The 20,539-nt window shown below is 67.1% G+C and carries 27 protein-coding genes and 1 tRNA gene; 21 read left to right on the top strand and 7 right to left on the bottom strand.

The genetic code is table 11. The annotated features are described in order from the left end of the window. Nucleotides 1-3: 3 nt before the first annotated feature. Nucleotides 4-402 (bottom strand): type IV pilin N-terminal domain-containing protein, encoded by a 399-nt coding sequence (locus P0D77_RS11050; RefSeq protein WP_277553129.1) that lies wholly within the window; start codon nucleotides 400-402, stop codon nucleotides 4-6. 237 nt (nucleotides 403-639) lie between these two features. Here P0D77_RS11050 and P0D77_RS11045 point away from each other — a divergent pair, with 237 nt between their 5' ends. The 3 genes from P0D77_RS11045 to P0D77_RS11035 all read left to right on the top strand — a co-directional run bounded on the left by P0D77_RS11045 (nucleotide 640) and on the right by P0D77_RS11035 (nucleotide 3,283). Continuing rightward, complete coding sequence (locus tag P0D77_RS11045) at nucleotides 640-1,992, top strand: bacterio-opsin activator domain-containing protein (protein ID WP_277553128.1); 1,353 nt, start codon at nucleotides 640-642, stop codon at nucleotides 1,990-1,992. 38 nt (nucleotides 1,993-2,030) lie between these two features. After that, the gene (locus tag P0D77_RS11040) at nucleotides 2,031-2,390 is read left to right on the top strand and encodes a hypothetical protein (protein WP_277553127.1); all 360 of its coding nucleotides are present in this window, start codon (nucleotides 2,031-2,033) and stop codon (nucleotides 2,388-2,390) included. Nucleotides 2,391-2,596: 206 nt separating this feature from the next. Then, complete coding sequence (locus P0D77_RS11035) at nucleotides 2,597-3,283, top strand: hypothetical protein (protein WP_277553126.1); 687 nt, start codon at nucleotides 2,597-2,599, stop codon at nucleotides 3,281-3,283. Between the two features lie 60 nt (nucleotides 3,284-3,343). On the opposite strand, the gene P0D77_RS11030 is transcribed toward P0D77_RS11035, so the two are convergent. Then, nucleotides 3,344-3,415, bottom strand: a tRNA-Ala gene (locus P0D77_RS11030). Between the two features lie 274 nt (nucleotides 3,416-3,689). On the opposite strand from P0D77_RS11030, the gene P0D77_RS11025 reads away from it, so the two are divergent. From P0D77_RS11025 to P0D77_RS11010, 4 genes are read left to right on the top strand one after another with little or no spacing between them, the layout of a single operon-like run. Further along, nucleotides 3,690-4,163, top strand: a complete 474-nt coding sequence (locus tag P0D77_RS11025) for a 30S ribosomal protein S15 (RefSeq protein ID WP_277553125.1) — start codon at nucleotides 3,690-3,692, stop codon at nucleotides 4,161-4,163. Nucleotides 4,164-4,184: 21 nt separating this feature from the next. Then, a complete protein-coding gene (locus P0D77_RS11020) occupies nucleotides 4,185-5,366 on the top strand; it encodes an exonuclease RecJ (protein ID WP_277553124.1) in 1,182 nt (393 codons plus the stop codon). After that, nucleotides 5,363-5,776, top strand: a complete 414-nt coding sequence (locus P0D77_RS11015) for a KEOPS complex subunit Pcc1 (protein WP_277553123.1) — start codon at nucleotides 5,363-5,365, stop codon at nucleotides 5,774-5,776. The genes P0D77_RS11020 and P0D77_RS11015 overlap by 4 nt, the downstream gene beginning before the upstream one ends. Further along, a complete protein-coding gene (locus P0D77_RS11010; protein ID WP_277553122.1) occupies nucleotides 5,773-6,414 on the top strand; it encodes a 30S ribosomal protein S3ae in 642 nt (213 codons plus the stop codon). The genes P0D77_RS11015 and P0D77_RS11010 overlap by 4 nt, the downstream gene beginning before the upstream one ends. Before the next feature lie 49 nt (nucleotides 6,415-6,463). Here P0D77_RS11010 and P0D77_RS11005 read toward each other — a convergent pair whose 3' ends face one another. Further along, nucleotides 6,464-6,880 (bottom strand): cupredoxin domain-containing protein, encoded by a 417-nt coding sequence (locus P0D77_RS11005; protein WP_277553121.1) that lies wholly within the window; start codon nucleotides 6,878-6,880, stop codon nucleotides 6,464-6,466. A gap of 94 nt (nucleotides 6,881-6,974) precedes the next feature. Between P0D77_RS11005 and P0D77_RS11000 the strand changes: the two genes are divergently transcribed. Further along, nucleotides 6,975-7,724, top strand: a complete 750-nt coding sequence (locus P0D77_RS11000; RefSeq protein ID WP_277553120.1) for a protein sorting system archaetidylserine synthase — start codon at nucleotides 6,975-6,977, stop codon at nucleotides 7,722-7,724. Nucleotides 7,725-7,755: 31 nt separating this feature from the next. On the opposite strand, the gene P0D77_RS10995 is transcribed toward P0D77_RS11000, so the two are convergent. Continuing rightward, nucleotides 7,756-8,322: an NUDIX domain-containing protein gene (locus tag P0D77_RS10995; RefSeq protein ID WP_277553119.1), complete on the bottom strand. Its 567-nt coding sequence runs from the start codon at nucleotides 8,320-8,322 to the stop codon at nucleotides 7,756-7,758. 72 nt (nucleotides 8,323-8,394) lie between these two features. Between P0D77_RS10995 and hisD the strand changes: the two genes are divergently transcribed. The 9 genes from hisD (at nucleotide 8,395) to P0D77_RS10950 (ending at nucleotide 14,766) form a co-directional block, all read left to right on the top strand. Continuing rightward, nucleotides 8,395-9,720, top strand: coding sequence for a histidinol dehydrogenase (gene hisD / locus P0D77_RS10990; protein ID WP_277553118.1), 1,326 nt, complete (start codon nucleotides 8,395-8,397; stop codon nucleotides 9,718-9,720). Nucleotides 9,721-9,803: 83 nt separating this feature from the next. Continuing rightward, nucleotides 9,804-10,586, top strand: coding sequence for a class I SAM-dependent methyltransferase (locus P0D77_RS10985; RefSeq protein ID WP_277553117.1), 783 nt, complete (start codon nucleotides 9,804-9,806; stop codon nucleotides 10,584-10,586). A gap of 69 nt (nucleotides 10,587-10,655) precedes the next feature. Then, a complete protein-coding gene (locus tag P0D77_RS10980; protein ID WP_277553116.1) occupies nucleotides 10,656-11,024 on the top strand; it encodes a HesB/IscA family protein in 369 nt (122 codons plus the stop codon). An 87-nt stretch (nucleotides 11,025-11,111) separates the two neighbouring features. Beyond that, nucleotides 11,112-11,354 carry a DUF5816 domain-containing protein gene (locus tag P0D77_RS10975; protein WP_277553115.1) on the top strand — a complete coding sequence of 81 codons (243 nt, stop codon included), beginning with the start codon at nucleotides 11,112-11,114 and terminating at the stop codon, nucleotides 11,352-11,354. 51 nt (nucleotides 11,355-11,405) lie between these two features. Next, on the top strand, nucleotides 11,406-11,993 hold the full coding sequence (locus P0D77_RS10970; protein ID WP_277553114.1) for a mechanosensitive ion channel domain-containing protein: 588 nt from the start codon (nucleotides 11,406-11,408) through the stop codon (nucleotides 11,991-11,993). A gap of 110 nt (nucleotides 11,994-12,103) precedes the next feature. Then, nucleotides 12,104-13,099: a metal-dependent hydrolase gene (locus P0D77_RS10965; protein WP_277553113.1), complete on the top strand. Its 996-nt coding sequence runs from the start codon at nucleotides 12,104-12,106 to the stop codon at nucleotides 13,097-13,099. Between the two features lie 87 nt (nucleotides 13,100-13,186). After that, a complete protein-coding gene (locus P0D77_RS10960) occupies nucleotides 13,187-13,825 on the top strand; it encodes a hypothetical protein (protein WP_277553112.1) in 639 nt (212 codons plus the stop codon). After that, the gene (locus P0D77_RS10955) at nucleotides 13,822-14,493 is read left to right on the top strand and encodes a DUF2238 domain-containing protein (protein ID WP_277553111.1); all 672 of its coding nucleotides are present in this window, start codon (nucleotides 13,822-13,824) and stop codon (nucleotides 14,491-14,493) included. Before P0D77_RS10960 ends, P0D77_RS10955 begins: the two co-directional genes overlap by 4 nt. Before the next feature lie 72 nt (nucleotides 14,494-14,565). Then, nucleotides 14,566-14,766, top strand: a complete 201-nt coding sequence (locus tag P0D77_RS10950; protein ID WP_277553110.1) for a dodecin — start codon at nucleotides 14,566-14,568, stop codon at nucleotides 14,764-14,766. A gap of 47 nt (nucleotides 14,767-14,813) precedes the next feature. On the opposite strand, the gene P0D77_RS10945 is transcribed toward P0D77_RS10950, so the two are convergent. After that, on the bottom strand, nucleotides 14,814-15,830 hold the full coding sequence (locus tag P0D77_RS10945) for a mechanosensitive ion channel family protein (protein ID WP_277553109.1): 1,017 nt from the start codon (nucleotides 15,828-15,830) through the stop codon (nucleotides 14,814-14,816). Between the two features lie 119 nt (nucleotides 15,831-15,949). Here P0D77_RS10945 and P0D77_RS10940 point away from each other — a divergent pair, with 119 nt between their 5' ends. From P0D77_RS10940 to P0D77_RS10930, 3 genes are all read left to right on the top strand, one after another. Continuing rightward, on the top strand, nucleotides 15,950-16,717 hold the full coding sequence (locus P0D77_RS10940) for a proteasome assembly chaperone family protein (protein WP_277553108.1): 768 nt from the start codon (nucleotides 15,950-15,952) through the stop codon (nucleotides 16,715-16,717). Between the two features lie 81 nt (nucleotides 16,718-16,798). Then, nucleotides 16,799-17,836: an HTH-type sugar sensing transcriptional regulator TrmB gene (gene trmB / locus P0D77_RS10935; protein ID WP_277553107.1), complete on the top strand. Its 1,038-nt coding sequence runs from the start codon at nucleotides 16,799-16,801 to the stop codon at nucleotides 17,834-17,836. A gap of 92 nt (nucleotides 17,837-17,928) precedes the next feature. Then, nucleotides 17,929-18,093, top strand: a complete 165-nt coding sequence (locus tag P0D77_RS10930) for a hypothetical protein (protein ID WP_277553106.1) — start codon at nucleotides 17,929-17,931, stop codon at nucleotides 18,091-18,093. A 19-nt stretch (nucleotides 18,094-18,112) separates the two neighbouring features. Here P0D77_RS10930 and P0D77_RS10925 read toward each other — a convergent pair whose 3' ends face one another. After that, nucleotides 18,113-19,177, bottom strand: a complete 1,065-nt coding sequence (locus tag P0D77_RS10925) for a zinc-binding metallopeptidase family protein (RefSeq protein WP_277553105.1) — start codon at nucleotides 19,175-19,177, stop codon at nucleotides 18,113-18,115. A gap of 132 nt (nucleotides 19,178-19,309) precedes the next feature. Between P0D77_RS10925 and P0D77_RS10920 the strand changes: the two genes are divergently transcribed. Then, entirely contained in the window at nucleotides 19,310-19,591 is a 282-nt protein-coding gene (locus P0D77_RS10920) for a hypothetical protein (RefSeq protein WP_277553104.1), read from the top strand. A 28-nt stretch (nucleotides 19,592-19,619) separates the two neighbouring features. On the opposite strand, the gene P0D77_RS10915 is transcribed toward P0D77_RS10920, so the two are convergent. Then, complete coding sequence (locus tag P0D77_RS10915; protein WP_277553103.1) at nucleotides 19,620-20,429, bottom strand: M14 family metallopeptidase; 810 nt, start codon at nucleotides 20,427-20,429, stop codon at nucleotides 19,620-19,622. Nucleotides 20,430-20,539: the final 110 nt, after the last annotated feature.

Genomic DNA, 20,539 nt, shown 5'->3' with positions numbered 1-20,539 from the left:
CGACTACGGTGCGGTGTCCTCGGCGAGCGTCTGTGAGGTATCTCCACTCTCGGATGTCCAGACAACACGGACGGAATCGCCCGACCCGTAGGTTGTGTTTTCGCTGGTACCAGCACTCACCGCGGTAGTGAACGTCGTGTTGTTAACTCCCGCCGACAGCGTCACCGTCTCGGAAGCTGGGATCGTGTCGCCGCCAGTGTGCGTGGCAGTGACTTCGTTGGCCGCACTGTCGTAGTCGAACTGGAAGTTCGCGTTCGGTGCCGTCTGTTGGACGCTGTTCCCGAGTCCGAGGACGAACGACCCGATGACGGCCGCGAGGATCACGGTAATCGCGACCATCAGGATTACGCCGATAACTGGACTCACTGCACGGTCGTCCCGTAGTAGGTTGCTGAAGTTCATGGTTCTCTCGGTCCCCCCCAGAGGCCGGTCCCCCGGTAGGCCTGTGAGTCAGAGTAGCAAGGCGCCATTATATGAGCTTTTTGTTCAGAAAATCAAGTGCGATAATAATTTGTCGCCGCGAGAGACAGTTCGGGAACTCGACAGTCGTAGCGGCGCTCAGCCGTCAGAACGCTGTTGTTTCACGATACCCTTGAGAGTCCCCGTCAACGATATTCACTCGCCTCGCCACTAGGTGCTATGACTGAGCGTAGCGGGTCACGGGTCACCGAGGAGGCCGTGTTGGCGGTGTTCGAATTGCTTCCGCCGGGAGAACCGTACACGTCGAGCGAAATCGCCGACGAACTCGGCTGTGCCCGGACGACCGCGTACAAGCGGCTACAAGACCTCGCAGCGTCCGGGCAACTGTCGACGAAGAAGGTCGGCGCACGGGGTCGCGTCTGGTGGCTGCCGATAGCGGTTCCGAGCGACGGCGGCGGCGCCGCGGAGGAGTCCCAAGCGTCGGTTCCGGACTACGCCACGCTTCTCGCGCGAGAACTGCAGTATCACGCCGTCTTCAACGAGGCGTTCGACGCCATCGTGATCGCAGACGACGAGGCGCAGTACGTCGACGTGAACCCCGCGGCGTGTGCGCTGTTCGGCCTCCCACGTGAGGAGTTGCTCGGCAAGACCATCGAAGACTTCGCGCCCGAGGAGTACGACTTCGAGAACGCGTGGCGCGACTTTCAGGGCGATCAGTTGGACCGCGGCCTGTTTCCGCTGGTCCGTGCGGACGGCGAACGCCGCATCGTCGAGTTCGCTGCGAGTCCCAACATCCTCCCCGGGCGACACCTCTCGGTGCTCCGCGACGTGACCGAACGCAGCGAGGCGAAGGCCGAACTGGAACGCGAACGCGAGCGGAGCCAACGGTACCAGAAGTCGCTCGCCGCAGACGCGGTCATCGAACTGTCGTTCGAACTGACCGGTGGCGACGTGTTCAGCGACCTGTCGGCCACGCTCGACTGTCGCTTCGAGTTCGAAGGGTTGGTGCCGACCTCCGACGGTCGACTCCTCCAGTACGTGACCGCCTTCGACGTCGACCCCGACACGCTCACCGCAGTGCTCCACGAGTCGCCGCAGGTGAACGGCTGTCGGGTCGTCCACGACTCGGCCCACGCGACCGAGTTGGAACTCGACCTGACGGACTCACCCGTAGAGGTGCTGTTCGAGGCGGGCGCGAGCAGTCGGTCGATGCACAGCGAAGGGGGCGTCACGACGCTCGTCGCGGAAGCGCGTGCGGACCTCGCGCTCCAACCGCTTCTCGAAGCGTTCACCGACGCGTATCCGGACGCCACAGTCGTCACGAAACGGACGCTCTCGCGCCCGATTGTGACGACGAGGCAGTATCGAGACGCGTTGGCAAACACGTTCACCGAACGACAGCGAGAGACGCTTCGGGCGGCGTATCTGTCGGGGTACTTCGAGTGGCCACGAACGAGCAAGGCGAACGTCATCGCCGAGTCGATGGGCATCGCGGCGTCGACGTGGCTTCGTCACCTCCGAATCGCCGAGCGGAAACTGGTGCAGTGGTACTTCGATGAGCTAGAAGCATAGCGTGTACTCGTATACGGATAGGGCGTCTGCAATCGTGTATGGGAACGAGTGAAACGCGACGAACCGACGCGTCAGACCGACCCAGGAATACCTACCCACAGAACGACCTGTTCGTCCAGTTGTCTCACCCGCGTCGCCGTCACATCCTCGCGACACTCGCAGCGGTGGACCCGGACGAGGAGGTGGCGTGCGGGCAGTTCGTCGATGCGTCGCAGACACCGCAGCAGTCGTCGGTCGAACTCTACCACGTCCACCTGCCAAAACTCGCGTACAGCGACTACATCGACTGGGTTCCGGGAGACGAGACGGTGACTCGCGGGTCGGACTTCGACGCGGTCTTGCCCGCAATCGAGTTGCTGTACCACCACCGCGACAGGCTTCCAGGGTCGTGGGCGTAACGGAATCGACTACTGACGGGCCGTAGCCTTTGGAGACTCGCTACCTCCATCGTGTGACTCCGTAGCACTAATCCGTCGGTGTGATCCATCGACAACAGGACCGTGGAAACTCGTAGTTCGAGATTCGATCGGACGACCGAAAAACCCCTTCCCGCGAACGGACAGCCAGTTGATCGCTGAGAACGATGGTCAGTTTCTCTGAAGTTATGATCGGCGGGATCGGACTGCTAACTGCCATCGCGGCCGGATACGGAGCCGTTGAACAGGCACGGTATCGGGGAGCGATCGACACGGGCGACGGTGCCACGTCCGACGAGACGACGGCGCAGGGTCGGGCAACAGCCTGTGAGCGACCGGTGACGCCGCCGCTGACCGACGAGGAAGCCGTCGTGGTGGCGTTCACGGTCGAACGGGAGTCGGGCACCCGTGCCGGTCGACAGCGGCTACAGACGTCGGTCGACGCCGCTCCGTTCCGACACGAACGAGCGACACAGACGGTCGAGGTAGACGCCTCCGGAGCGACCCACTCGGACGTCGTCGTCAGCGACGCGAACAAGACGAAGGTCGTCGCGCGGTCGCCCGACGACCTGTCCGACCACGCACGCGAGCACATCCCGGAAGCGCGACTGCCACCCGAAGGGAAAAAGCGGATTTACACGCAGTACGTCATCCCTCAAGGCGACGTGACCGTCGTCGGAGACCCGAAGAGTGCAGACGGCGAGTCGTCGTGTTCGGGCGTCTCACAGCGGGTCGTGGCCGACGGCGGTGCGTTTCAGGTGTCAGACCTCCCACCCGAGGAACTCCACGAGCAGCGGTCACTCGGGAGTATCGCGTTTCGTGCGATAGTCGCAGTTGCCGGGGTCGCGTTGGCAGCGCTGGTGTTTCTCACCTGAGTCGGAGTATCGACGTCTATTGGAGCGGACCTGACACTCAACGAGCGAGTGAAACAGAAGTGGACTCGGTGGGATTTGAACCCACGGCCTTTCCCCTGCCAAGGGAACGATCTACCACTGATCTACGAGCCCTCGCTGCACTCCCAGGTACCGCGGTTCCATTATTAAGGGCTTCGACTGCAACCGCCCACGCCACACACCACCACAGGGCCGACCGGATGGAAAGCCATTAGGCACGCCGTCGAACACGTACACACGGGAACAGCACGGCCGCAACTCTGACTCGCCCGCGGTGGGCTTGGGATTGCGGATGTGCCCCCGTCGGTGTCCCGCCCGCGCCCGTTGGCGCGTTCGGGAGCGACAGCCGACGGTGGCTCGCTTCTGCGGCCGACGTTCCAAACACACAATGGCACGAATGCACACCCGCCGTCGAGGGTCGTCCGGTTCGGACAACCCCGCGGCAGACGAACCCCCGGAGTGGAGCGACGTCGACGCCGACGATATCGAAGCACGCGTCGTCGAACTGGCAGAACAGGGTCACGACCCGAGCGTCATCGGCCTGAAACTGCGCGACGAGGGCGTGAAGGGCACGCCGGTCCCGAACGTGAAGCTCGCGACCGACAAGAAGGTCACCGAGATCCTCGACGAGCACGACGCCGGTTCGAGCCTGCCCGAGGACCTCCGCAACCTGATGGAGCGCGCGGTGCGCCTCCGTGAGCACATGGCGGACAACCAGCAGGACGCGCAGAATAAACGCGCACTCCAGAACACCGAGTCGAAGATCCGTCGTCTCGTCGACTACTACCGTGGCGACGAACTCGACGAGGACTTCCGCTACAGCTACGACGTCGCCGTCGACCTCCTCGAGGACGACGCGTAAGCGACCCACTCTCACACGACAATGTCCACCGCCGCCGACGCCAACGCAGGGGCCGACCCCGAACGGGTAGCCTCGGCGCTGTCGGCGGCCGAGTTCGTCCGCGTGTACGCTCGCCCGACGGGCGACACGCTCGCGGCGGCCGGACTGCTCGCGAACGCGCTTCGCGAACGCGACACGGCGTTTCAGGTCCGATCGACGCGTGACTCGGCGGCCCCAGACGGCCACGGGACGGCGCTCGCACTCGGTTGGACGCCGCCGAACGGGACGGGACTGGACACGGGCGACCAGCCGGTCTCGTCGGTCGCGGCGGCGGTCGTCGCGGCACTCGGCGTCGACCCGGACCCGCTCGTCGGCCTCGCCGGCGTCGTCGCCGCGGAGGCGGTTCCCGGCGACGCGGGCAGCGGGAGCCTGCTGGAAGCGGCCGAACGACGCGGTATCGTCGAGCGCCGACCGGGCGTGGCCGTGCCGACGGCCGACATCGCGACCGGGCTAGCACACTCGACGCTCGTCCGTGCGCCGTTCTCCGGTGATCCGGAGGCGGCGCAGGCGCTAGTGGCGGAGTTAGACTTGCCCGCCGACCCCGCAGACGACGACTACCGACGACTCGCCTCTGCGCTCGCACTCGACGTGACGACCGACGCACCGATGCAGTCGGTCGGCGCAGTCGAACGGGCACTCCGCCCCTACGAGACGCCGACGGGGCCGTTCGCGACACTCGGCGGCTACGCCGACGTGTTGTGCGCGCTCGCCCGCGAGCAACCGGGACTCGGTGTCTCGGTCGCACTCGGCGCGGACGCGACGGAGGCGGCCGTGACGACGTGGCGCGAGCACGCGCGACGGGCGCACGGCCTCCTCGACGACCCGACGACGGGGCGCTACGACGGCGTGTTCGTCGCACGCGTGGAGACCGATCCAGCAGATACGCCCGCGCTGTCGACCGCCGCCCGACTGCTCCGCGACTACCAGTCGCCCGAACCGGCCGCGCTCGTCGTCTCCGACGACGCCGCGGCCGCCGCCGGTGACGGGTCGACGGACGTGACGGCGGCGCTGCGTGCTGGCGTCGACGCGACGAGCGGTGAAGAAGACGAGCGTGACGATCCGACGGACGCCGACGTCGTCGGCCACGGGCGTGCGGGCGACGCACGCTTCGGCGGCGGCGACGTGACGGCGTTCATCGGCGGCTTCAGGGAGGCCCTGCGATGAGCGGGCCGAACGGACACGACCGCGTCACCAACGGGACGGACGCGCCGCTCGCACGCACGGTGACGGTCGAGACGACCCACGCCGACGAGTCGACGGCCGCGACGGTCGCGGCGTCGCTCACGCCGGACAACACCGCGCAGATACAGACGACGACAGCGGGTGCGACCGTTCGTACCCGGATCGACCGGGACACGACGGGCGGCCTGCTCTCTTCGGTGGACGACTACCTCGTGAACCTCGGCGTGGCCGACGACGTGGCCGCGACGGGACGGGAGATGAGAGGCGACACGGCGACCGCGACCGACGCGGTCGACTCGAACGACGCGGCCGGCAGCCGCGATGCAGCCACGAGCGACGCGCACGAGACGCGCGGCGCTCACGACACAGACGCAGACACACACGACACATGAGCGAACGATCAGTCTCACGACAACGACAGGGGAAACGCTGGTACACCGTCCTCGCGCCAGAGCAGTTCGACCGCGCGGAACTGGGCGAGACGATGGCAGAAGAGCCAGACCAGGTCATCGGCCGCACGGTCGAGACGACGCTCGGTGAGATCACCGGTGACCAGGGCCAGGACAACATCAAGCTGATCTTCAAGATCACGGACGTGGGCTCCGACGCCGCCTACACCGAGTTCATCCAACACGAACTCACGCGCGACTACCTGCGCTCGATGGTGCGCCGCGGCGCCTCGAAGGTCGACCTGCACATCACCGTGCGCACGACCGACGACTACCGCGTCCGCGTCAGCCCGGTCGCGTTCACGACGAAGAAGGCCGACCGCTCGCAGGAGCAGGCCATCCGCCAGATCATGATCGACCTGGTTCAGGACGCCGCCGAGGACCGCTCGTTCGCGGAACTCGTCGACTCCGTCGTCGAGGGTCGGCTCTCGTCGGCCATCTACGGCGAGGCGAAGACCATCTACCCGCTCCGCCGGGTCGAGGTCCAGAAGCTCTCGCTGGAGGCACGGCCCGAAGAGATCGCCGCCGAAGAGGAGACGTCCGTCGACGTCGACGACGAAGACGTCGCAGTCGACGAGTAACGCGGCGCGACCCGTTCTCACCGATTTTCCAGCGCCGACCAGCGGCCGCTCACTCGACGCGGACGATACCGACCATCCCCGCCTGCTCGTGCGGGATACAGAAGTAGGTGTAGTCGCCGGGCACCTCGAAGGTGTGTTCGTACCGCTGGCCCGCCGTGATCGCGCCCGCGTTCCCGTCCCACGCCTCGCGAGCGGCGGCCTCCGAGTCGTAGTCACCGGTCGCGAAGTACTCCGCGTCGTCGGGAATCTGCTCTTCGTAGGCGGTCACGGAGTGGGCACGGGTGGAGGTGTTCTCCCAGACGACGGTGTCGCCGACGGAGACGGTGATCTCGTATGGGCGGAACGCCTCGGCGGTCATCCCGATGTCGTAGTCGTCGGCAGCCGAGGAGGGCAGTACGGCCGAACACCCGGCCAGCGACAGCGACGCGGCGGTGCCGGCGGTCGCGAGGAAACGCCGTCGGTCCATACGCGCGGGTAGGGACGCGAGGCGTTTAGGCCGTCCGATTCCCAGCGCACGACGGATGGAAAGTCATACGAACGGTGGTGCCGTCGCCCCGATTATGACCGAGCGGCCGCGATTCCTCTCCCGGCTTGGCCTCGCCGACGTCGTCACGGCGGGCAACGCCGCACTCGGGACGCTCGCGGCGGCGTTCGTCGCCGTCGACCCCGCACTCGCGGCCCGACTCCTCTTGTTGGGTGCCATCGCTGACGGCCTCGACGGCGTCCTCGCGCGTCGCTACGGCGGCACCGCGGTCGGCCCCCACCTCGACTCGCTGGCAGACGTCGCCTCCTTCGGCGTCGCGCCCGCGTTGCTCGTGGCCGCGACCGTCACCTCGGCGTACTCGCTGGCGACGAACCCGGCGCTGTACGTCGCTGGTCTCGCGGTTCCGGCAGCGTACGTCGCGATGGCGGTGATTCGACTGGCCGTCTACACCGTCGAGGACTCCGGCGCGAAGACGACCCACGGCGTCCAGACGACGCTCGCGGCGACCATCATCGCGGCGTCCGTCCTCGCGGGACTGGACGCTCCGTTGCTCGTGTTGGGGCTGGCAGCGCTGGCGACGCCGCTGATGGTGACACCGATTCGGTACCCCGACCTCCACCCGCAGGACGCGCTCGTGATGGGCGTCGTGCAGGCGTTCGCGGTCTTGCTGGGCGGGATGGCGGGGGAGTCGTTCGCGTTCGCACTGCTGTTTCTCGCGCTGGGGTACCTCTTCCTCGGCCCGCGCTTCTACTGGCGGAACGTGAGCGACGACGGCGACGCCGAGCAGTCGGTGGACGCGACTGACGACCCGGACCCGCACGCCTAACAGGTCGACTCGTCACCGCGACCGTCGGCACTCACGATCGAATCCGCTCGATCGTGTCGCGGATCAACGCGCCGCCGTACAGGTCGTCGGGCATCGTCTCGCGCCACTCGACCGCTCGCACGGTCTCGTCGTCGTCACCGAGCGTCGTCAGGTCGTCGGGCGTCGCCGCCCGCGACGCACGGAGTTCGAAGTGGACGACGCGAAACGGCGTCTCCGGCACCGACCCGTCGGCGGCGTGGATACGCTCGTCGTGGATGGCGTGTGGGCGCACGGCCTCTGCGCTCACGCCAGTCTCCTCCAGAACCTCGCGTTCGACCGCCGTCGACAGCGGTTCGTCGGGGAGCGCAGTGCCCCCGGGGATGGCCCACCCACGGTCCGCGAGGTCGACGACGAGGACGCGGTCGGCGGGGTCGAGCGTGACGCCGACGGCGACCCAGCCCTCGCGGATGGCCTCGTTCGAGGCGCGGAGGTCGCGGAGGTCGGCCGCCGGACGTTCCGAGCGAACGCGGTTCACGAGGAGGTCGTCATACGACGTGCGCGGGTCGCGGGGTGAGAACTCGGCGGACGGCGGGTCGGGTGCGGGTGCGTCCTCGGGCACGAGTGAGCGATTCGACGCGGGGCGGATACGCGTTCCGGGAACGGTTTACCCGCGGCGTCCGTCGCGATTGGTATGGAGCCGAGACAGGTAGCCGACCTCTCGCCGGACGAGCGCCGGGCCTTTTTCGACCGGGACGCCGGTGTCGACGCAGTTCGCAGCGACGTGCGCGACATCGTCGACCAGGTCCGCGAACAGGGCGACGCCGCATTACGGGAGTTCTCTCGCGAGTTCGACGGCGTCGAGGTGGCGAACATCGATATCACCGACGAGGCCGAACGCGCGGTCGACACCGTCGACGACGACGTCCTCGCCGCGATTCACGAGTCCATCGAGAACGTCCGCGCGTTTCACGAGGCACAACTGCCGGAAGATTGGACCCGCGAGTTCGACGACGGCCGCGAACTCGGGCGGCGCTTCCGTCCGCTCGACCGCGTCGGCGTGTACGTCCCCGGCGGGACGGCCGCGTACCCCTCCTCGGCGATTATGGGTGTCGTCCCGGCGGTCGTCGCGGGCGTCGACCACGTCGCCGTCGTGACGCCGCCCGCCGACGAGGTGAACCCCGCGACGCTCGCAGCGATTCACGAGGCGGGCGCAGACGCGGTGTACGCTGTCGGCGGCGCACAAGCGATTTCGGCGCTCGCGTACGGCACCGAGACGGTCACGCGCGTCCGAAAGATCGTCGGGCCGGGCAACAAGTGGGTGACGGCCGCGAAGGCTGAGGTCCGCGGCGACGTGGAGATAGACTTCCTCGCCGGACCCTCGGAAGTGCTCGTCCTCGCGGACGACACCGCTGACCCCGCGTCGGTCGCGGCCGACGTGGTGGCACAGGCGGAACACGACCCGAACGCCTCGGTCGTCGTCGTCACCGATTCGGCGTCGCTCGCGGAGTCGGTCTGTGACGAACTCGACGCACAGGTGCCCGACCGCGAACGACAGGAGACCATCGAGGCCGCTCTCGACAACGACGCCTCGGGCGTCCTCCTCGCGCGGTCGATGTCGGAGGCGGTGTTGTTCGCCGAGGAGTACGCGGCCGAACACCTCTCGATCCAGGCCGACGACGACGAGGCACTCCTCGAACGAGTCACAAACGTCGGGTCGGCGTTCCTCGGCCGGTTCACGCCGGTCGCCGCCGGCGACTACGCCTCGGGGACGAACCACGTCCTGCCGACGAACGGCGGCGCAAAGTCGTTCGGCGGCCTCTCCACCGACACCTTCCTCCGGTCGTCGACCGTCCAACGGCTCTCGGAGGGCAGCCTGCGCGACCTCTCAGAGACCGTGACGACGCTCGCGGAGGCCGAGGGACTGGAGGCGCACGCCGAGAGCGTCCGTGTTCGCTTCGACGACGGCGACGACGCCACCGGCGGTGTCGACGACAGCGACGCGAGTTCGGACGCGTAACTGTCTCCTGCCTGTCGAACCGAACGACAGCGGAATGATACCACCCACCACGGCTATACCCCCCGGCCTCCAAGCACGGGCGAATGGGAACCTTCGCCGACGCGTGTGATGCCGTCCTCTCTGACCCCGGTGGGAACCACTCCTTGCACACGACGCTCGCACCGCTCTACCAGCGGGTTCGGCCGACGACCGGTGAGCGCTACGCCGTCCACCTCAACGCGATTACGGCGCGCATCCCACCCAGCACCCGCGTCGTCCTCAACGCGCCCTGCGGCGTCGGTCGATTCCTGTCGCCGCTCGCCGAGCGCCACGGCGCGGTCGTCGGCGTCGACTCGTCGGCGCAACTGCTGTCGCTTGCGGCCGACCACGTCGCCGCCAGCGGGGGGGTGATGTTGGTCGAAGACGACGTGAGCGACGAGGCGTTCGACCTCAACAGACGCGTCGACGCCGCCGCTTGCACGGAGTACCGCTCGGCGTACCTCAGTGACGAGGAACTGGTTGACGCGCTGGCAGGGATGCGCCGACACCTCCACGACGGCGGAACGCTCGTCGTCGATGCGCTTGCGGACGCGCGGCCGCTTCGCGAGGAGTCGCCGTCGGTGTTCCGCGACAACCGCTACACTGTCGAGCGCTCGGTCGACGTGTTCGGCGTCGGTGACGGCTCCGGCGACCTCGCCCGCGTGGCGGACTACCGCGTCACCGACGGCCAGACGCGCGAGGGTGCGGTCGCCCGCGAACGAGAACGTCTGCGCCCCCGGTCGGCGGGCCACCTCGCCGACGCGATGAGTCGCGCCGGCTTTCGCGACGTGAACGTCGAGGCCGACGTGCCCGAACGGGGGGCCCTCCTCGGGACCGGCCGAGTGTGACAGATAGATAACACGACGACCGTGTGATCCAGCGTCAGGGTTATACGGATTCACCCGAATCCATTTACTATGAGTACTGACGCGTCCGAAGGCGGCGACCCCGACGTGCCCGTGACGGTGACGCCGGCGGCCGCCGAGGAGGCCGTCTCGCTGATGGAAGGCGAGGGGATGGACGTCGACGTGGGCGGCCTCCGTCTGTTCGTCCAGCAGGGCGGCTGTGCGGGCCTGTCGTACGGGATGCGCTTCGACAACGAACCCGAAGACGACGACCGCGTGACCGAACAGCACGGCCTCCGCGTGTTCGTCGACTCCGCGTCGATGAACTACATCGGCGGGTCGACGCTCGATTACGAGTCCGGCCTGCAGGCTGCGGGGTTCAACGTCAAGAATCCGAACATCGAAGCCGAGTGTGGCTGCGGCGAGTCATTCCGGACGTAACGCTCCGTTCTGTCTGTCGTCACCTGGTCGGCCACTACGGTCGCACTTGACCCCGCCGTTTAACTCGTCTGCCCGTCTTCTTGCGGTATGAATCTCGAAGTCGTAGAGACCGCCGCCGGTGACATCTACGTCGACCGCGCGGACGGCGAACGAGGCTCGAAGGCCCCGTTCTTCCACACGTACGCCGACGAGGCGGGCGAGACGCGTTGGGGCTATCTCTGTGGCAACTGCGAGACGGTGAACAACGCGATGGACTCGATGGGCCGCATCGAGTGCAACGAGTGCGGCAACATCCGCAAGCCCGAGGAGTGGGACGCCGCCCACGAGTGAGCGGCCCGGCTTGGCACCGGAACTAAGCGTCGCCGGGTTCCACTCCGGCGTATGTCTGGTACCGTCTTTCTCCAGTCTGGCGTGTCGCTCGTCGAGACGGCGTTGAATCGGTTCGTGAGTGACATCGTCGACGCGCTTCCGAACGTACTCGCGGGGCTCGTGTTCCTCGTCATCGCCGGTATCGGCATCAAACTCGTGATGACCGTCCTGCGGGCGGTGCTCGAGCGCACCGTGGCCGGCGAGTCGCCCGTGTATCGGCAGTTCGTCGCGACCATCGTCGCAGTCTTTCTGTGGTTCGGCGTGGGGCTGTCGTTCCTCTCGATCGTCGGCCTCGATGGCATCGCCACCTCGTTGGGAACCGCCGCTGGCTTCCTCGCACTGGGTGTCTCGTACGCCACCTCGAGTATGATCGCCGACGCCGTCGCGGGCGTGTACCTCCTGCGCGACGAGGACTTCAACCCCGGCGACACCGTCGACATCGGCGGCTCGACGGGCGTCGTGAAGTCGATCGAACTCCGGAAGACGCGGCTGACCGTCGACGACGATACCGTGGTTCGGGGCAACGCCGAAATCGAAAAGAAGTGGACGAAACTCGACGACGTGGACGGCGAGCAGTCGGTCGCCGCACCCGCCGAGTGATCGACACTCAGTGAGCGGGGACGACCGCCCGAATCCGTTCGGCGTGCGGCGTGCCACCGTGTGACGGTATGTGGCGCGAACTTAACTCCTCTGAGCGAGTACGCCGGCGTATGTTCGTGGGGCACGCCCTGGCAGCCTTCGCCATCGCCGCGGCCGTCACTCGCCGCGTCGGTGAGCGGCCGGGTCGTGCGCTCACGCTCGGCCTCGTCGCGGGGCTGTTCGCCGCCGCGCCCGACGTCGACATCGGCTACGCACTCGTGGGCGTCGTCTCGGGACTCTCCGCCGGTTCAGGACCGCTCGGGCTGGCGTCGTCGTTCTGGGAGACGGGCAACGTCGTCCACCGCGCGGTCACCCACTCGCTGGTCGTCGCACCCGTCGTCGCCCTCGCGGCGGCGGCGTGGGTCGACGGCCGGCGACCGACCCAACTCGTTGCCCTCGCGGTGGCGTCCGGGCTCGTGGCCGTCACCGCCGCCGTCGGCGGCGGACTCGCCGCGTTCGTCACCGTCGCGTTCGTCGCGAGCGCACTCGTCATCTCCGAGGCAGTCCGGCGACGGACCGACCTCTCGCCGCGAACGACGTTCGCACTCGCGCTGTTCGGACTGGTCTCACACCCCTTCGGCGACGTGTTCACGGGTGAGCCACCCGCGCTGTTGTATCCGTTCGGCACCGAGGTGCTGTCGGCGCGGGTCGCACTCTCGACAGACCCGACGCTGCACTTGCTCGGGGCGTTCGCGCTGGAAGTGGCGACTATCTGGGCCGCGCTCGTCGTGTGGAGCCGTCTCCGCGCCGAGCGTGACGGGCGGACGGTGCGGCCGTTCGACCTCCCCCGCCGTATCGCGCCCCGTGCGGTCGCGGGCGCGGGCTACGCCGCCAGCGTGTTCGTCATTCCCGCACCGACGCTGGACCTGTCGTACCCGTTCGTGTTCTCCGTGCTGGCGGTCGGGACGGTCGGGTTCGCGCCGATTCGCCTCCGGCGCTACGGCCGCCTCGCCGTCGCGCCCGAGTTCGCGAAGCCCGGCCTCGAACGCTCGGTGTTCACCGGCCTGACGGCGGTGACACTGGCTGCGGTGGCGTACGGCATCGCGTACTTCGTCGGCGTCGCCTGACCGGGCCCGACCGGGAGTCGGAGCACTCGGGCAGTTCTGCGTGACGACGCCGGGTACTTTTTACACGTCTCCGGCCAACTCGCGGGTATGACTGGGTCGAGTCTTCGCTCCGTCGTCGAGGAGCGACGACCGAACGCGCTGCTCGGGTGGGCGCTTCTCGTGTTCACCACGCTCGCGGCGCTTCGGGAACTCCTCGTCGGCGAACAGGTGTGGGGGGCGTTCGTCCTCGCACTCGTCGCCATCGCCGTCATTCCGCCGGTGGCGTTCCGCGACGCCACGGCGATGCTCCCGTGGGAGGTACTGGGGTTGGCGTCACTCCCGGCGGTCGGGCGGACGTTCATCGCTGGCGAGACGGTCGGTGGGGTGACGTTCTCCGGGCGCGTGACGACGTATCTCGCGGTGGCGACGGTGGCGCTCATCATCGCCGTCGAGATGGACGTGTTCACGCCGGTTCGCATGAACCATTCGTTCGCCGTCTTCTTCGTGACGGTGGCGACGATGGCCGCCGCGGGCGTGTGGGCCGTCAGCCGGTATCTGGCGGACACGCTGTTGGGAACGGCGATGCTGCTCGACGGCCGTCCAGAGCACGTCATCGAGACGGCGCTGATGTGGGACTTCGTCGCCGCGACGGTCGCGGGCGTCCTCGCCGGACTGCTGTTCGAGTACTACTTCCGCAGACGGGCCCGCGGCGTGAAACGGACGAACGTGGAGGTGGCCGAGGCGTGAACATCCGCGACAGACTCCACATCTCGACGAAACGACAGGAGCAGGCGTCGCGAGCGATGCAGGCGTCGATGCTGGTGTTCATCGGCATCGGCATCGAGCAGGGGTCGACCGGCGTGTTGGTCAACGGCGTCGTGGCGCTGCTCGTAACGTTCCTCCCGGCGACGCTCGAACGGGAGTACGACCTCCCGATGGACGCGGGCTTGACGCTGTGGATCACGACTGCGGTGTTCCTCCACGCGCTTGGCGTCGTCGGCGTCCCCGGCTTGACGGGGAACCTCTACGCCGAGGGGAGTCCGATCCCCTTCTGGGACCACGTCACCCACGCGCTGTCGGCGTCGGTCGTCGCGGCCGTCGGCTACACCGTCGCCCGCGGCATCGACGAACACACCGAAGCGGTGTACCTCCCGCCGCGATTCATGTTCGTGTTTATCCTCACGTTCGTCGCCGCGTTCGGCGTGTTCTGGGAAGTGATCGAGTTCGGCGTCAGCGAGGTCGCGGCGCTACTCGGCGGTGAGACCGTCCTGACACAGTACGGCCTCGAAGACACTATCTTCGACCTCATCTTCGACCTCGTGGGTGCGGTCATCGTCGCCGTGTGGGGGACCGCCCACCTCACGGACGTCGCCGGCGCGGTGACCGACCGTCTCGACGGGTGGCGGAACCCGTAGGAGAACTCGTCGCTGTTGACTAGTCAACCCGCGAATACCTTTTTGCATACAGCGGTCGACCAGAGATGTACGATGGTCTTCAAGAAGATCACCCTGATCGGCCGGAGCACCGAGAGTTTCGACGCCGCAACCGACGACGCCATCGACCGCGCGGAGGCGACGCTGGACAACGTCCACTGGATCGAGGTGAAAGAGTTCGGCGTGGAAGTCGCCTCGGTCGAGGGGCGAGAGTACCAAGCGGAAGTGGAAGTCGCGTTCGAACTGCAAGAGTAACCTGTCGCGCAGAGCACGGGCCGCACGCGCGGCACCGTTCCCGATTCTCAGCTACCGTCGGAGGCGTCTACGTCTACGTCGCCGACCGCGGCGCCCTCGGTGTGACTCCCGTTCTCGCGCATCGCCACCTGCGCGACGCCGCTGGTGTCGTCGAAGACGAGGTGGCTGTGCGGGTACGCGAACTCGACGTCGATGGAGGGGTCGTCGTCGAGGGTCTTGTACACCGCCGTCTGGACCTGCGAACGGACGGTCAGCGGCTTGTACGGATTTCGCGCCCAGTAGCGGAGCGTGATCTGGATACCGTGGTCGGCGAACGAGTCGATGTACGCCGTCGGCTTCGCGGGGTAGCGTGCCACACCGATGCGAATGTCCGGGCCGCCCTCGATGACCGTCTCACAGGAGGCGGCCGCCCGTTCGATGAGCGTGCGGGCACGCGGGACGTCGGACTCGTAGGTGACGAGGATCGGCAGTCGGAGGCGGGTGCGTTCGTCCTCCGCCGAGAGGTTGGTGACGCGGTGGTCGCGGACGTAGGAGTTGGGGATCACCTCGAACGTGTTGTCGACGGTGAATATCTTGGTGTACCGCAGGGTGATCTCTTCGACGAAGCCGCGCGTGCCGTCCGGCAGTTCGACCATATCGCCGATCTCGAACGGCTGATCGGCGAGGACGAACACACCGCTGATGATCGACCCGACGATGGGCGCGAGGACGATACCGATGACCGCCGAAAACACCGTCACCGACAGGACGATATTTCCGATCTTGACGCCCGCGACGCTGAGACCGAGGAAGCCGAACAGGATGATGACCCCGAATCTGACGCCGCGAAGCACCACCTGTGCGACTGACTCGCGGGCGAACCGCCGCGCAACGGGGCGACCGAGGAGCCGAACGAAGTACGTCGCAGCGACCGCCCCGAGCGCCAGAAACAGGATGACGACCGCGATCTGGACGCCCGGCACGGTCAGCACTGTGCGGTACGCCTCGACCACGGTGGCGACGACACCGCTGTTGGCCGGAGGCGGCGACGGTGTCGGAGTCGGGGATGGCGTCCCGGTCTGCATACCGCGGGCGTCGGGTGCGGTGTGAAAAAGCGTTCCCCTCACGCGGTCGGCGACCAGCGTGTGGCCACAGGCCGGGCACCGGCGGTACTGCTATCAGATATCCAATCGAATCGGTTCGTATGCACGACCAGCGTGACCAGCCAGCGTTCCACGTCACGACCAACGTCGACCCGTCGAGTACGGTCATCGCCGGCTTCTCACAGTTCGGACTCGCAGGGCTGACGGCCGTCGACTACCTCGTGAACCAACTGGATCTCGAGGCGACCGGCTACATCCGCGCGGAGGGACTGCCGACGATTACGCCGTTCGCGAACGGTGAACCGCGCTATCCGACCCGGTTGTTCTCGCGGCCAGACCTCGACGTGACGGTGCTCGTCGGCGAGTTGTTCGTCCCCAACTCGCTTGCGGAACCGTTCTCGCGGTCGGTGCTGGAGTGGACCGAGACGGCCGGGGTTCAGGAGGTGACGGTGTTGTCTGGCGTGCCGTTCGCACACGGCCCGGACGAACACCGCGCGTTCTACGTCGCCAGCGAGGACTACCGCCACCGGCACGCCGACCGCCTCGACACGACGGACGCCGACGGAGCGGCGGTGCTCCCGCCGATGGGAACCGGATTCCTCGACGGGACGAACGGCGCGTTGATGACGCGAGCGATGGAGTCGTCGCTCGGCGTCGGCGTGTTCCTCACGCCGGTCCACGCGCGGGTTCCCGATGCAGAGGCGTCCGTCCGTCTCGTCGACGCCGTCGAACACGTCTACGGCCTCGGCGTCGACACCGATCCCTTAGAGGCGTTCGCCGAGGAGGTCGGAGAGTACTACCGGACGCTCGCCGACCGCCTCGAAGAGGAAGCCGAGGAAGAACAGCCAGCAGATCGGATGTACATGTGAGGGGTGATGAAAACCCGGTTCCGAACACAGTAAAACTCGGATGATAGTAAAACCCTTATCGCAGGACGAAGAGGATGACGTATGGCCGACGACCTCCGAACGACGATGGAACGGGTCGGGGAGCGGTTCAACCTCGGCGAGTACGAAATAGACGCCTATCTTGCGGTACTTGAACACGGCGAACTGACCGCCTCCGAGATTGCGAGCGAGACGGACATCCCGCAACCGCGCGTGTACGACACGGTGCGGAGTCTCTCGGACCGAGGACTGGTGGAACTGCGCGAGTCGCGGCCGATGAAAATCGTCGCCGTCGACCCCGACGAGGCGTTCGGCGACATTCGCTCGTCGCTCTCGGAGATGGTCGACGAACTGGAAGCACGCTACACTGCGCCCACCCGCGACACCGAAGCCGTCTCGCTGGTCAAGTCGCGGTCGACCATCCTCCGATACCTGGAGGAGGTCATCGAGTCCGCCGAGTACGAACTCGCCCTCTCGCTGACGCCCGACCTCCTGCGGCGCTTCCGGGAGGCACTCGAGGCCCGCGTCGACGACGGCGTCGCCGTCGAGTTGCTCGTCACGCCCGCCTCGAGAGCGCCCTCGGCCGAGGAGTTCGACTACCGCGCGGTGTCGACGGAGACGCGCACCCGCCGTGGGATCACCACGCCCGTTCTCGCGGTCGCCGACGGCGAGTACTCCGTGTATGCCACGCAGGACGCCCTCCGCGACGACCGCGACCGCTACGGCGTCATCTTCAACCGTTCGGCGCTGGGCTTCCTCGTCTCCGGGTTCTTCGGCACCGTCCTCTGGAGCACCGGCGAGACGCTCGTCTCGAACGGCGAGGATCGCCCGTTCCCCCGGACGTACGCCTCCATCCGCCGCGCGGTCAAGGACATCCACGAGGTCGGCGGCGACTACGCCGCCGTCGTCACCGGGCGCGACGTGGAGACGGGCAACGAGATTCGCGTCGAGGGCCCCGTCGTCGACTACGAGTACGACGCCTCCGAGCAGGTGGCGTCGTTCACGGTCGCTGACCCCAAGGGTGGGAAAGTGACCGTGGGCGGTCTCGTCGCCGCCTTCGAGGACTTGGAAGGGCAGGAGATCGAACTGGACCGCCGCTGACCGCGGCGGGCGTGCGGGTGTAGTTTCACCTGCCAGCGTCGCAGTCGGGCGGTGGAGAAGCGTCTTGTAATTGGCGAGTGACAGTACGCTCGATGGACATCTCTTGGCCTTCGCTGTCGGACGATATCGCGCCGTCGACCGTCCTCATCGTCGGATTCCTGTTGTTCGTGTTCCCGGAGCCTGCGACCTCCGCGCTGGGTGCTGGACTCCTCTTGTTGGGCGCGGCGTGGTGGTTCTACGAGTGGGACCGACTCTGAGCGCCGCGGAGCGGTCCGATCAGACGTCGACCGTGAACGGCGCGTACTCGACGGCGTGTGCCGCCATCGCCCCGAACAGGTCCGCGACGGCGACCAGATCACGCGTGTCGACGACTTCGACCGGCGTGTGCATATAGCGGTTCGGGATGCCGACGTTCAGCGACGGCGTTCCCCCACGGATCGTGAAGAACGCGTCGGCGTCGGTGCCCGTGCGGATGCCCGTCGCCTGGAGTTGGTAGTCGATGTCGTCATCCTCGGCCGCCCTCCGCGCCAACTCGACGACCCGCGGGTGGTTCGTCGACCCGCGTGCAATGACCGGACCAGCGCCCAGTTCGACGGGACCGCGATGCTGGCCGTCGACGTCGGGGTTGTCGGTCGCGTGAGTCACGTCGGCGGCGACGGCTACGTCCGGATCGAGTTCGAAGCCGACCATCTCCGCACCGTTGAGACCCACTTCCTCTTGCACGGTCGAGACGGCGTACACCGTCGCATCGACGTCGGCTTCGACCGCACGACGGAGGCCCTCGGCGGCGGCCCACGTCCCCACACGGTTGTCCATCCCCCGCGCGGACAAGCGGTGACCCGCCAGGTCCACGACCGTCGAGGAGAACGTGATGGGATCGCCCACCTCGACCAACTCACGGGCCTCCGCCTCGCTGTCTGCGCCGATGTCGACGAACTGCTCGGCGACGCTCTCTACCTCGTCGTCTGCGGTGTCGCGGAGGTGGATGGCCGTCTGCCCGATGACGCCCTCGACGGGGCCGTCGGCCGCGTGGACGGTGACGTGTTGTCCCTTCGAGACCGTCTTGTCGGAGCCACCGACGCGCGTCAGTCGGAGGAAGCCGTCGTCGGTGATGCGTCGGATCATAAATCCGATCTCGTCGGCGTGGCCGGTGAACGCCACCTCGGGGGCGTCGTCGACCCCCTCGTGGACGGCGACGGCGTTGCCGTAGGCGTCGGTCCACACGTCGTCCGCGAACTCGCGGACGTAGTCGACCCACACTCGCTGGCCGTCGACCTCGAAGCCTGACGGCGACGGAGTGGTGAGCAGTTCGTCGAGGAACGCACGGCGAGACGTGTCCATACGAGCGCACGGGACGGTCTCCTCAAGAAGCCGACGGTCCGCCGTGGACGTGATTCGAGCGTCAACGAGCGGACTGTGCCGTGTTCACACGACTACCCAAACGAATAACACTTTGGGCGACGTCTCTCAGGTATGGTCAACATCACCCTGTTCGAACTGCACGTCCACGACGGCTTCGACTTCAGTCCGTCCTCGGTCATCGGCGGCGACGATGAGGAACTCGACGAGTACGCCGAGGAAGAACTGGCGGTCGACGCCGACGAAGAGTCGTCGTCCGGACCCGGCCGCGGCGCTGGTGCGCTCGTCGGACTCGTGGTCCTCGTGGTCCTCGGCCTCGGCATTCGCAAACTGATGAGCGACGACCTCGACCCGGTCGAGGAGTTAGAGGAACTCGACGAGACCATCGAGGCGTAACGCGACCGCGACCGCGGGAGCGACCCGCTCACAGCGTGCCGCGGTGGTCTGCGGCGTAGCCGAACAAGTCCTGATACCCGTACGGCGACATCAACACCGGATAGAACGACTCGTCTGCGGTGAACACCTCGCCGTCCGCGGCCGCGAACCGGTCGCCGACGGCGACCTCGCTGAAGTTCTCGGCAAACACTTCGTACTCGGTAGCCGGTGGCTTCGGAACCGGGTCGAGGAGGCGGAACACTTCGATGTCGCGGGTCGAACCGCCGTCTGCGGCGGGAACTGGCCCCGAATCTGTCGGGAGCGCGCCCGTCGCGGCGAGGAAGCCGCGGATGAGTCGATAGGCGTTGTCGGCGGCGGCGTCGGTCCCCTGGAGACCACACTCGACTTCGACGGTGTGGGGATGCTGGATCAGTCGTCCCTCGGCCAGCCCCTCAGTTTCGAGGAGTTTGTCGACCGGGAGATGGGGAACGATCGCGCGAGAGATTTCGTTGACTGTCTCTGAGATGGCGAACGGCTCCGCCGTCGACTGCGTCGAGTGGAGTGCGAGGACGGTACACCCCTCGACTTCCGAGAGGAGGTGGTGTGCGAGTTGTGACTCGTGGGTGTCGCCGTTCGGGTCGCCGGGGAACGCGCGGTTGAGGTCCTCTTCGAGGTAGCGCTCGCCGGCGTCCAGCGCCTCCTCGTTGGCGATCACGAGTTTCACCGGCCGCTGGAGGTCAAGGTCAGACGCTTCGGCGCGGAGTCGGTCGACGGCGCGAGAACCGCACGGCTCGTCTCCGTGGATCGCCGCGACGACCGCCACCTCGGGCACGCCATCGCCGAGCTGGTGGATTCGCATACTTCCCGTCCAGGGGGGACGCATTTGAGCGGCGCGGTTCGCCCCGCTTCGTGTCTGGCTGAAGACCGGTCTTACTGTGCGTATTGCTAACACCTAACAATAAAGATCGA

Origin of the sequence: Halobaculum limi, assembly GCF_029490015.1 — an archaeon.
Lineage (GTDB): Archaea > Halobacteriota > Halobacteria > Halobacteriales > Haloferacaceae > Halobaculum > Halobaculum limi.
The sequence above is the reverse complement of the archived record's forward strand: the minus strand, read 5'-3'. Positions and strand labels throughout refer to the sequence as shown.

Excerpts from the sequence above, each read along its gene's own strand:
- P0D77_RS11040 (WP_277553127.1), top strand. The coding sequence starts at position 2,031 with ATGGGAACGAGTGAAACGCGACGAACCGACGCGTCAGACCGACCCAGG.
- P0D77_RS10920 (WP_277553104.1), top strand. The coding sequence starts at position 19,310 with ATGGTCAACATCACCCTGTTCGAACTGCACGTCCACGACGGCTTCGAC.
- P0D77_RS10915 (WP_277553103.1), bottom strand. The coding sequence starts at position 20,429 with ATGCGAATCCACCAGCTCGGCGATGGCGTGCCCGAGGTGGCGGTCGTC.
- P0D77_RS10945 (WP_277553109.1), bottom strand. The coding sequence starts at position 15,830 with ATGCAGACCGGGACGCCATCCCCGACTCCGACACCGTCGCCGCCTCCG.
- P0D77_RS10925 (WP_277553105.1), bottom strand. The coding sequence starts at position 19,177 with ATGGACACGTCTCGCCGTGCGTTCCTCGACGAACTGCTCACCACTCCG.
- P0D77_RS10970 (WP_277553114.1), top strand. The coding sequence starts at position 11,406 with ATGTCTGGTACCGTCTTTCTCCAGTCTGGCGTGTCGCTCGTCGAGACG.
- P0D77_RS10930 (WP_277553106.1), top strand. The coding sequence starts at position 17,929 with ATGGACATCTCTTGGCCTTCGCTGTCGGACGATATCGCGCCGTCGACC.
- P0D77_RS11035 (WP_277553126.1), top strand. The coding sequence starts at position 2,597 with ATGATCGGCGGGATCGGACTGCTAACTGCCATCGCGGCCGGATACGGA.
- P0D77_RS10940 (WP_277553108.1), top strand. The coding sequence starts at position 15,950 with ATGCACGACCAGCGTGACCAGCCAGCGTTCCACGTCACGACCAACGTC.
- P0D77_RS11005 (WP_277553121.1), bottom strand. The coding sequence starts at position 6,880 with ATGGACCGACGGCGTTTCCTCGCGACCGCCGGCACCGCCGCGTCGCTG.
- P0D77_RS10965 (WP_277553113.1), top strand. The coding sequence starts at position 12,104 with ATGTTCGTGGGGCACGCCCTGGCAGCCTTCGCCATCGCCGCGGCCGTC.
- P0D77_RS11000 (WP_277553120.1), top strand. The coding sequence starts at position 6,975 with ATGACCGAGCGGCCGCGATTCCTCTCCCGGCTTGGCCTCGCCGACGTC.
- P0D77_RS11010 (WP_277553122.1), top strand. The coding sequence starts at position 5,773 with ATGAGCGAACGATCAGTCTCACGACAACGACAGGGGAAACGCTGGTAC.
- P0D77_RS10960 (WP_277553112.1), top strand. The coding sequence starts at position 13,187 with ATGACTGGGTCGAGTCTTCGCTCCGTCGTCGAGGAGCGACGACCGAAC.
- P0D77_RS11020 (WP_277553124.1), top strand. The coding sequence starts at position 4,185 with ATGTCCACCGCCGCCGACGCCAACGCAGGGGCCGACCCCGAACGGGTA.
- P0D77_RS10980 (WP_277553116.1), top strand. The coding sequence starts at position 10,656 with ATGAGTACTGACGCGTCCGAAGGCGGCGACCCCGACGTGCCCGTGACG.
- P0D77_RS10950 (WP_277553110.1), top strand. The coding sequence starts at position 14,566 with ATGGTCTTCAAGAAGATCACCCTGATCGGCCGGAGCACCGAGAGTTTC.
- P0D77_RS10985 (WP_277553117.1), top strand. The coding sequence starts at position 9,804 with ATGGGAACCTTCGCCGACGCGTGTGATGCCGTCCTCTCTGACCCCGGT.
- P0D77_RS10975 (WP_277553115.1), top strand. The coding sequence starts at position 11,112 with ATGAATCTCGAAGTCGTAGAGACCGCCGCCGGTGACATCTACGTCGAC.
- trmB (WP_277553107.1), top strand. The coding sequence starts at position 16,799 with ATGGCCGACGACCTCCGAACGACGATGGAACGGGTCGGGGAGCGGTTC.
- P0D77_RS11050 (WP_277553129.1), bottom strand. The coding sequence starts at position 402 with ATGAACTTCAGCAACCTACTACGGGACGACCGTGCAGTGAGTCCAGTT.
- P0D77_RS11025 (WP_277553125.1), top strand. The coding sequence starts at position 3,690 with ATGGCACGAATGCACACCCGCCGTCGAGGGTCGTCCGGTTCGGACAAC.
- P0D77_RS11045 (WP_277553128.1), top strand. The coding sequence starts at position 640 with ATGACTGAGCGTAGCGGGTCACGGGTCACCGAGGAGGCCGTGTTGGCG.
- P0D77_RS11015 (WP_277553123.1), top strand. The coding sequence starts at position 5,363 with ATGAGCGGGCCGAACGGACACGACCGCGTCACCAACGGGACGGACGCG.
- hisD (WP_277553118.1), top strand. The coding sequence starts at position 8,395 with ATGGAGCCGAGACAGGTAGCCGACCTCTCGCCGGACGAGCGCCGGGCC.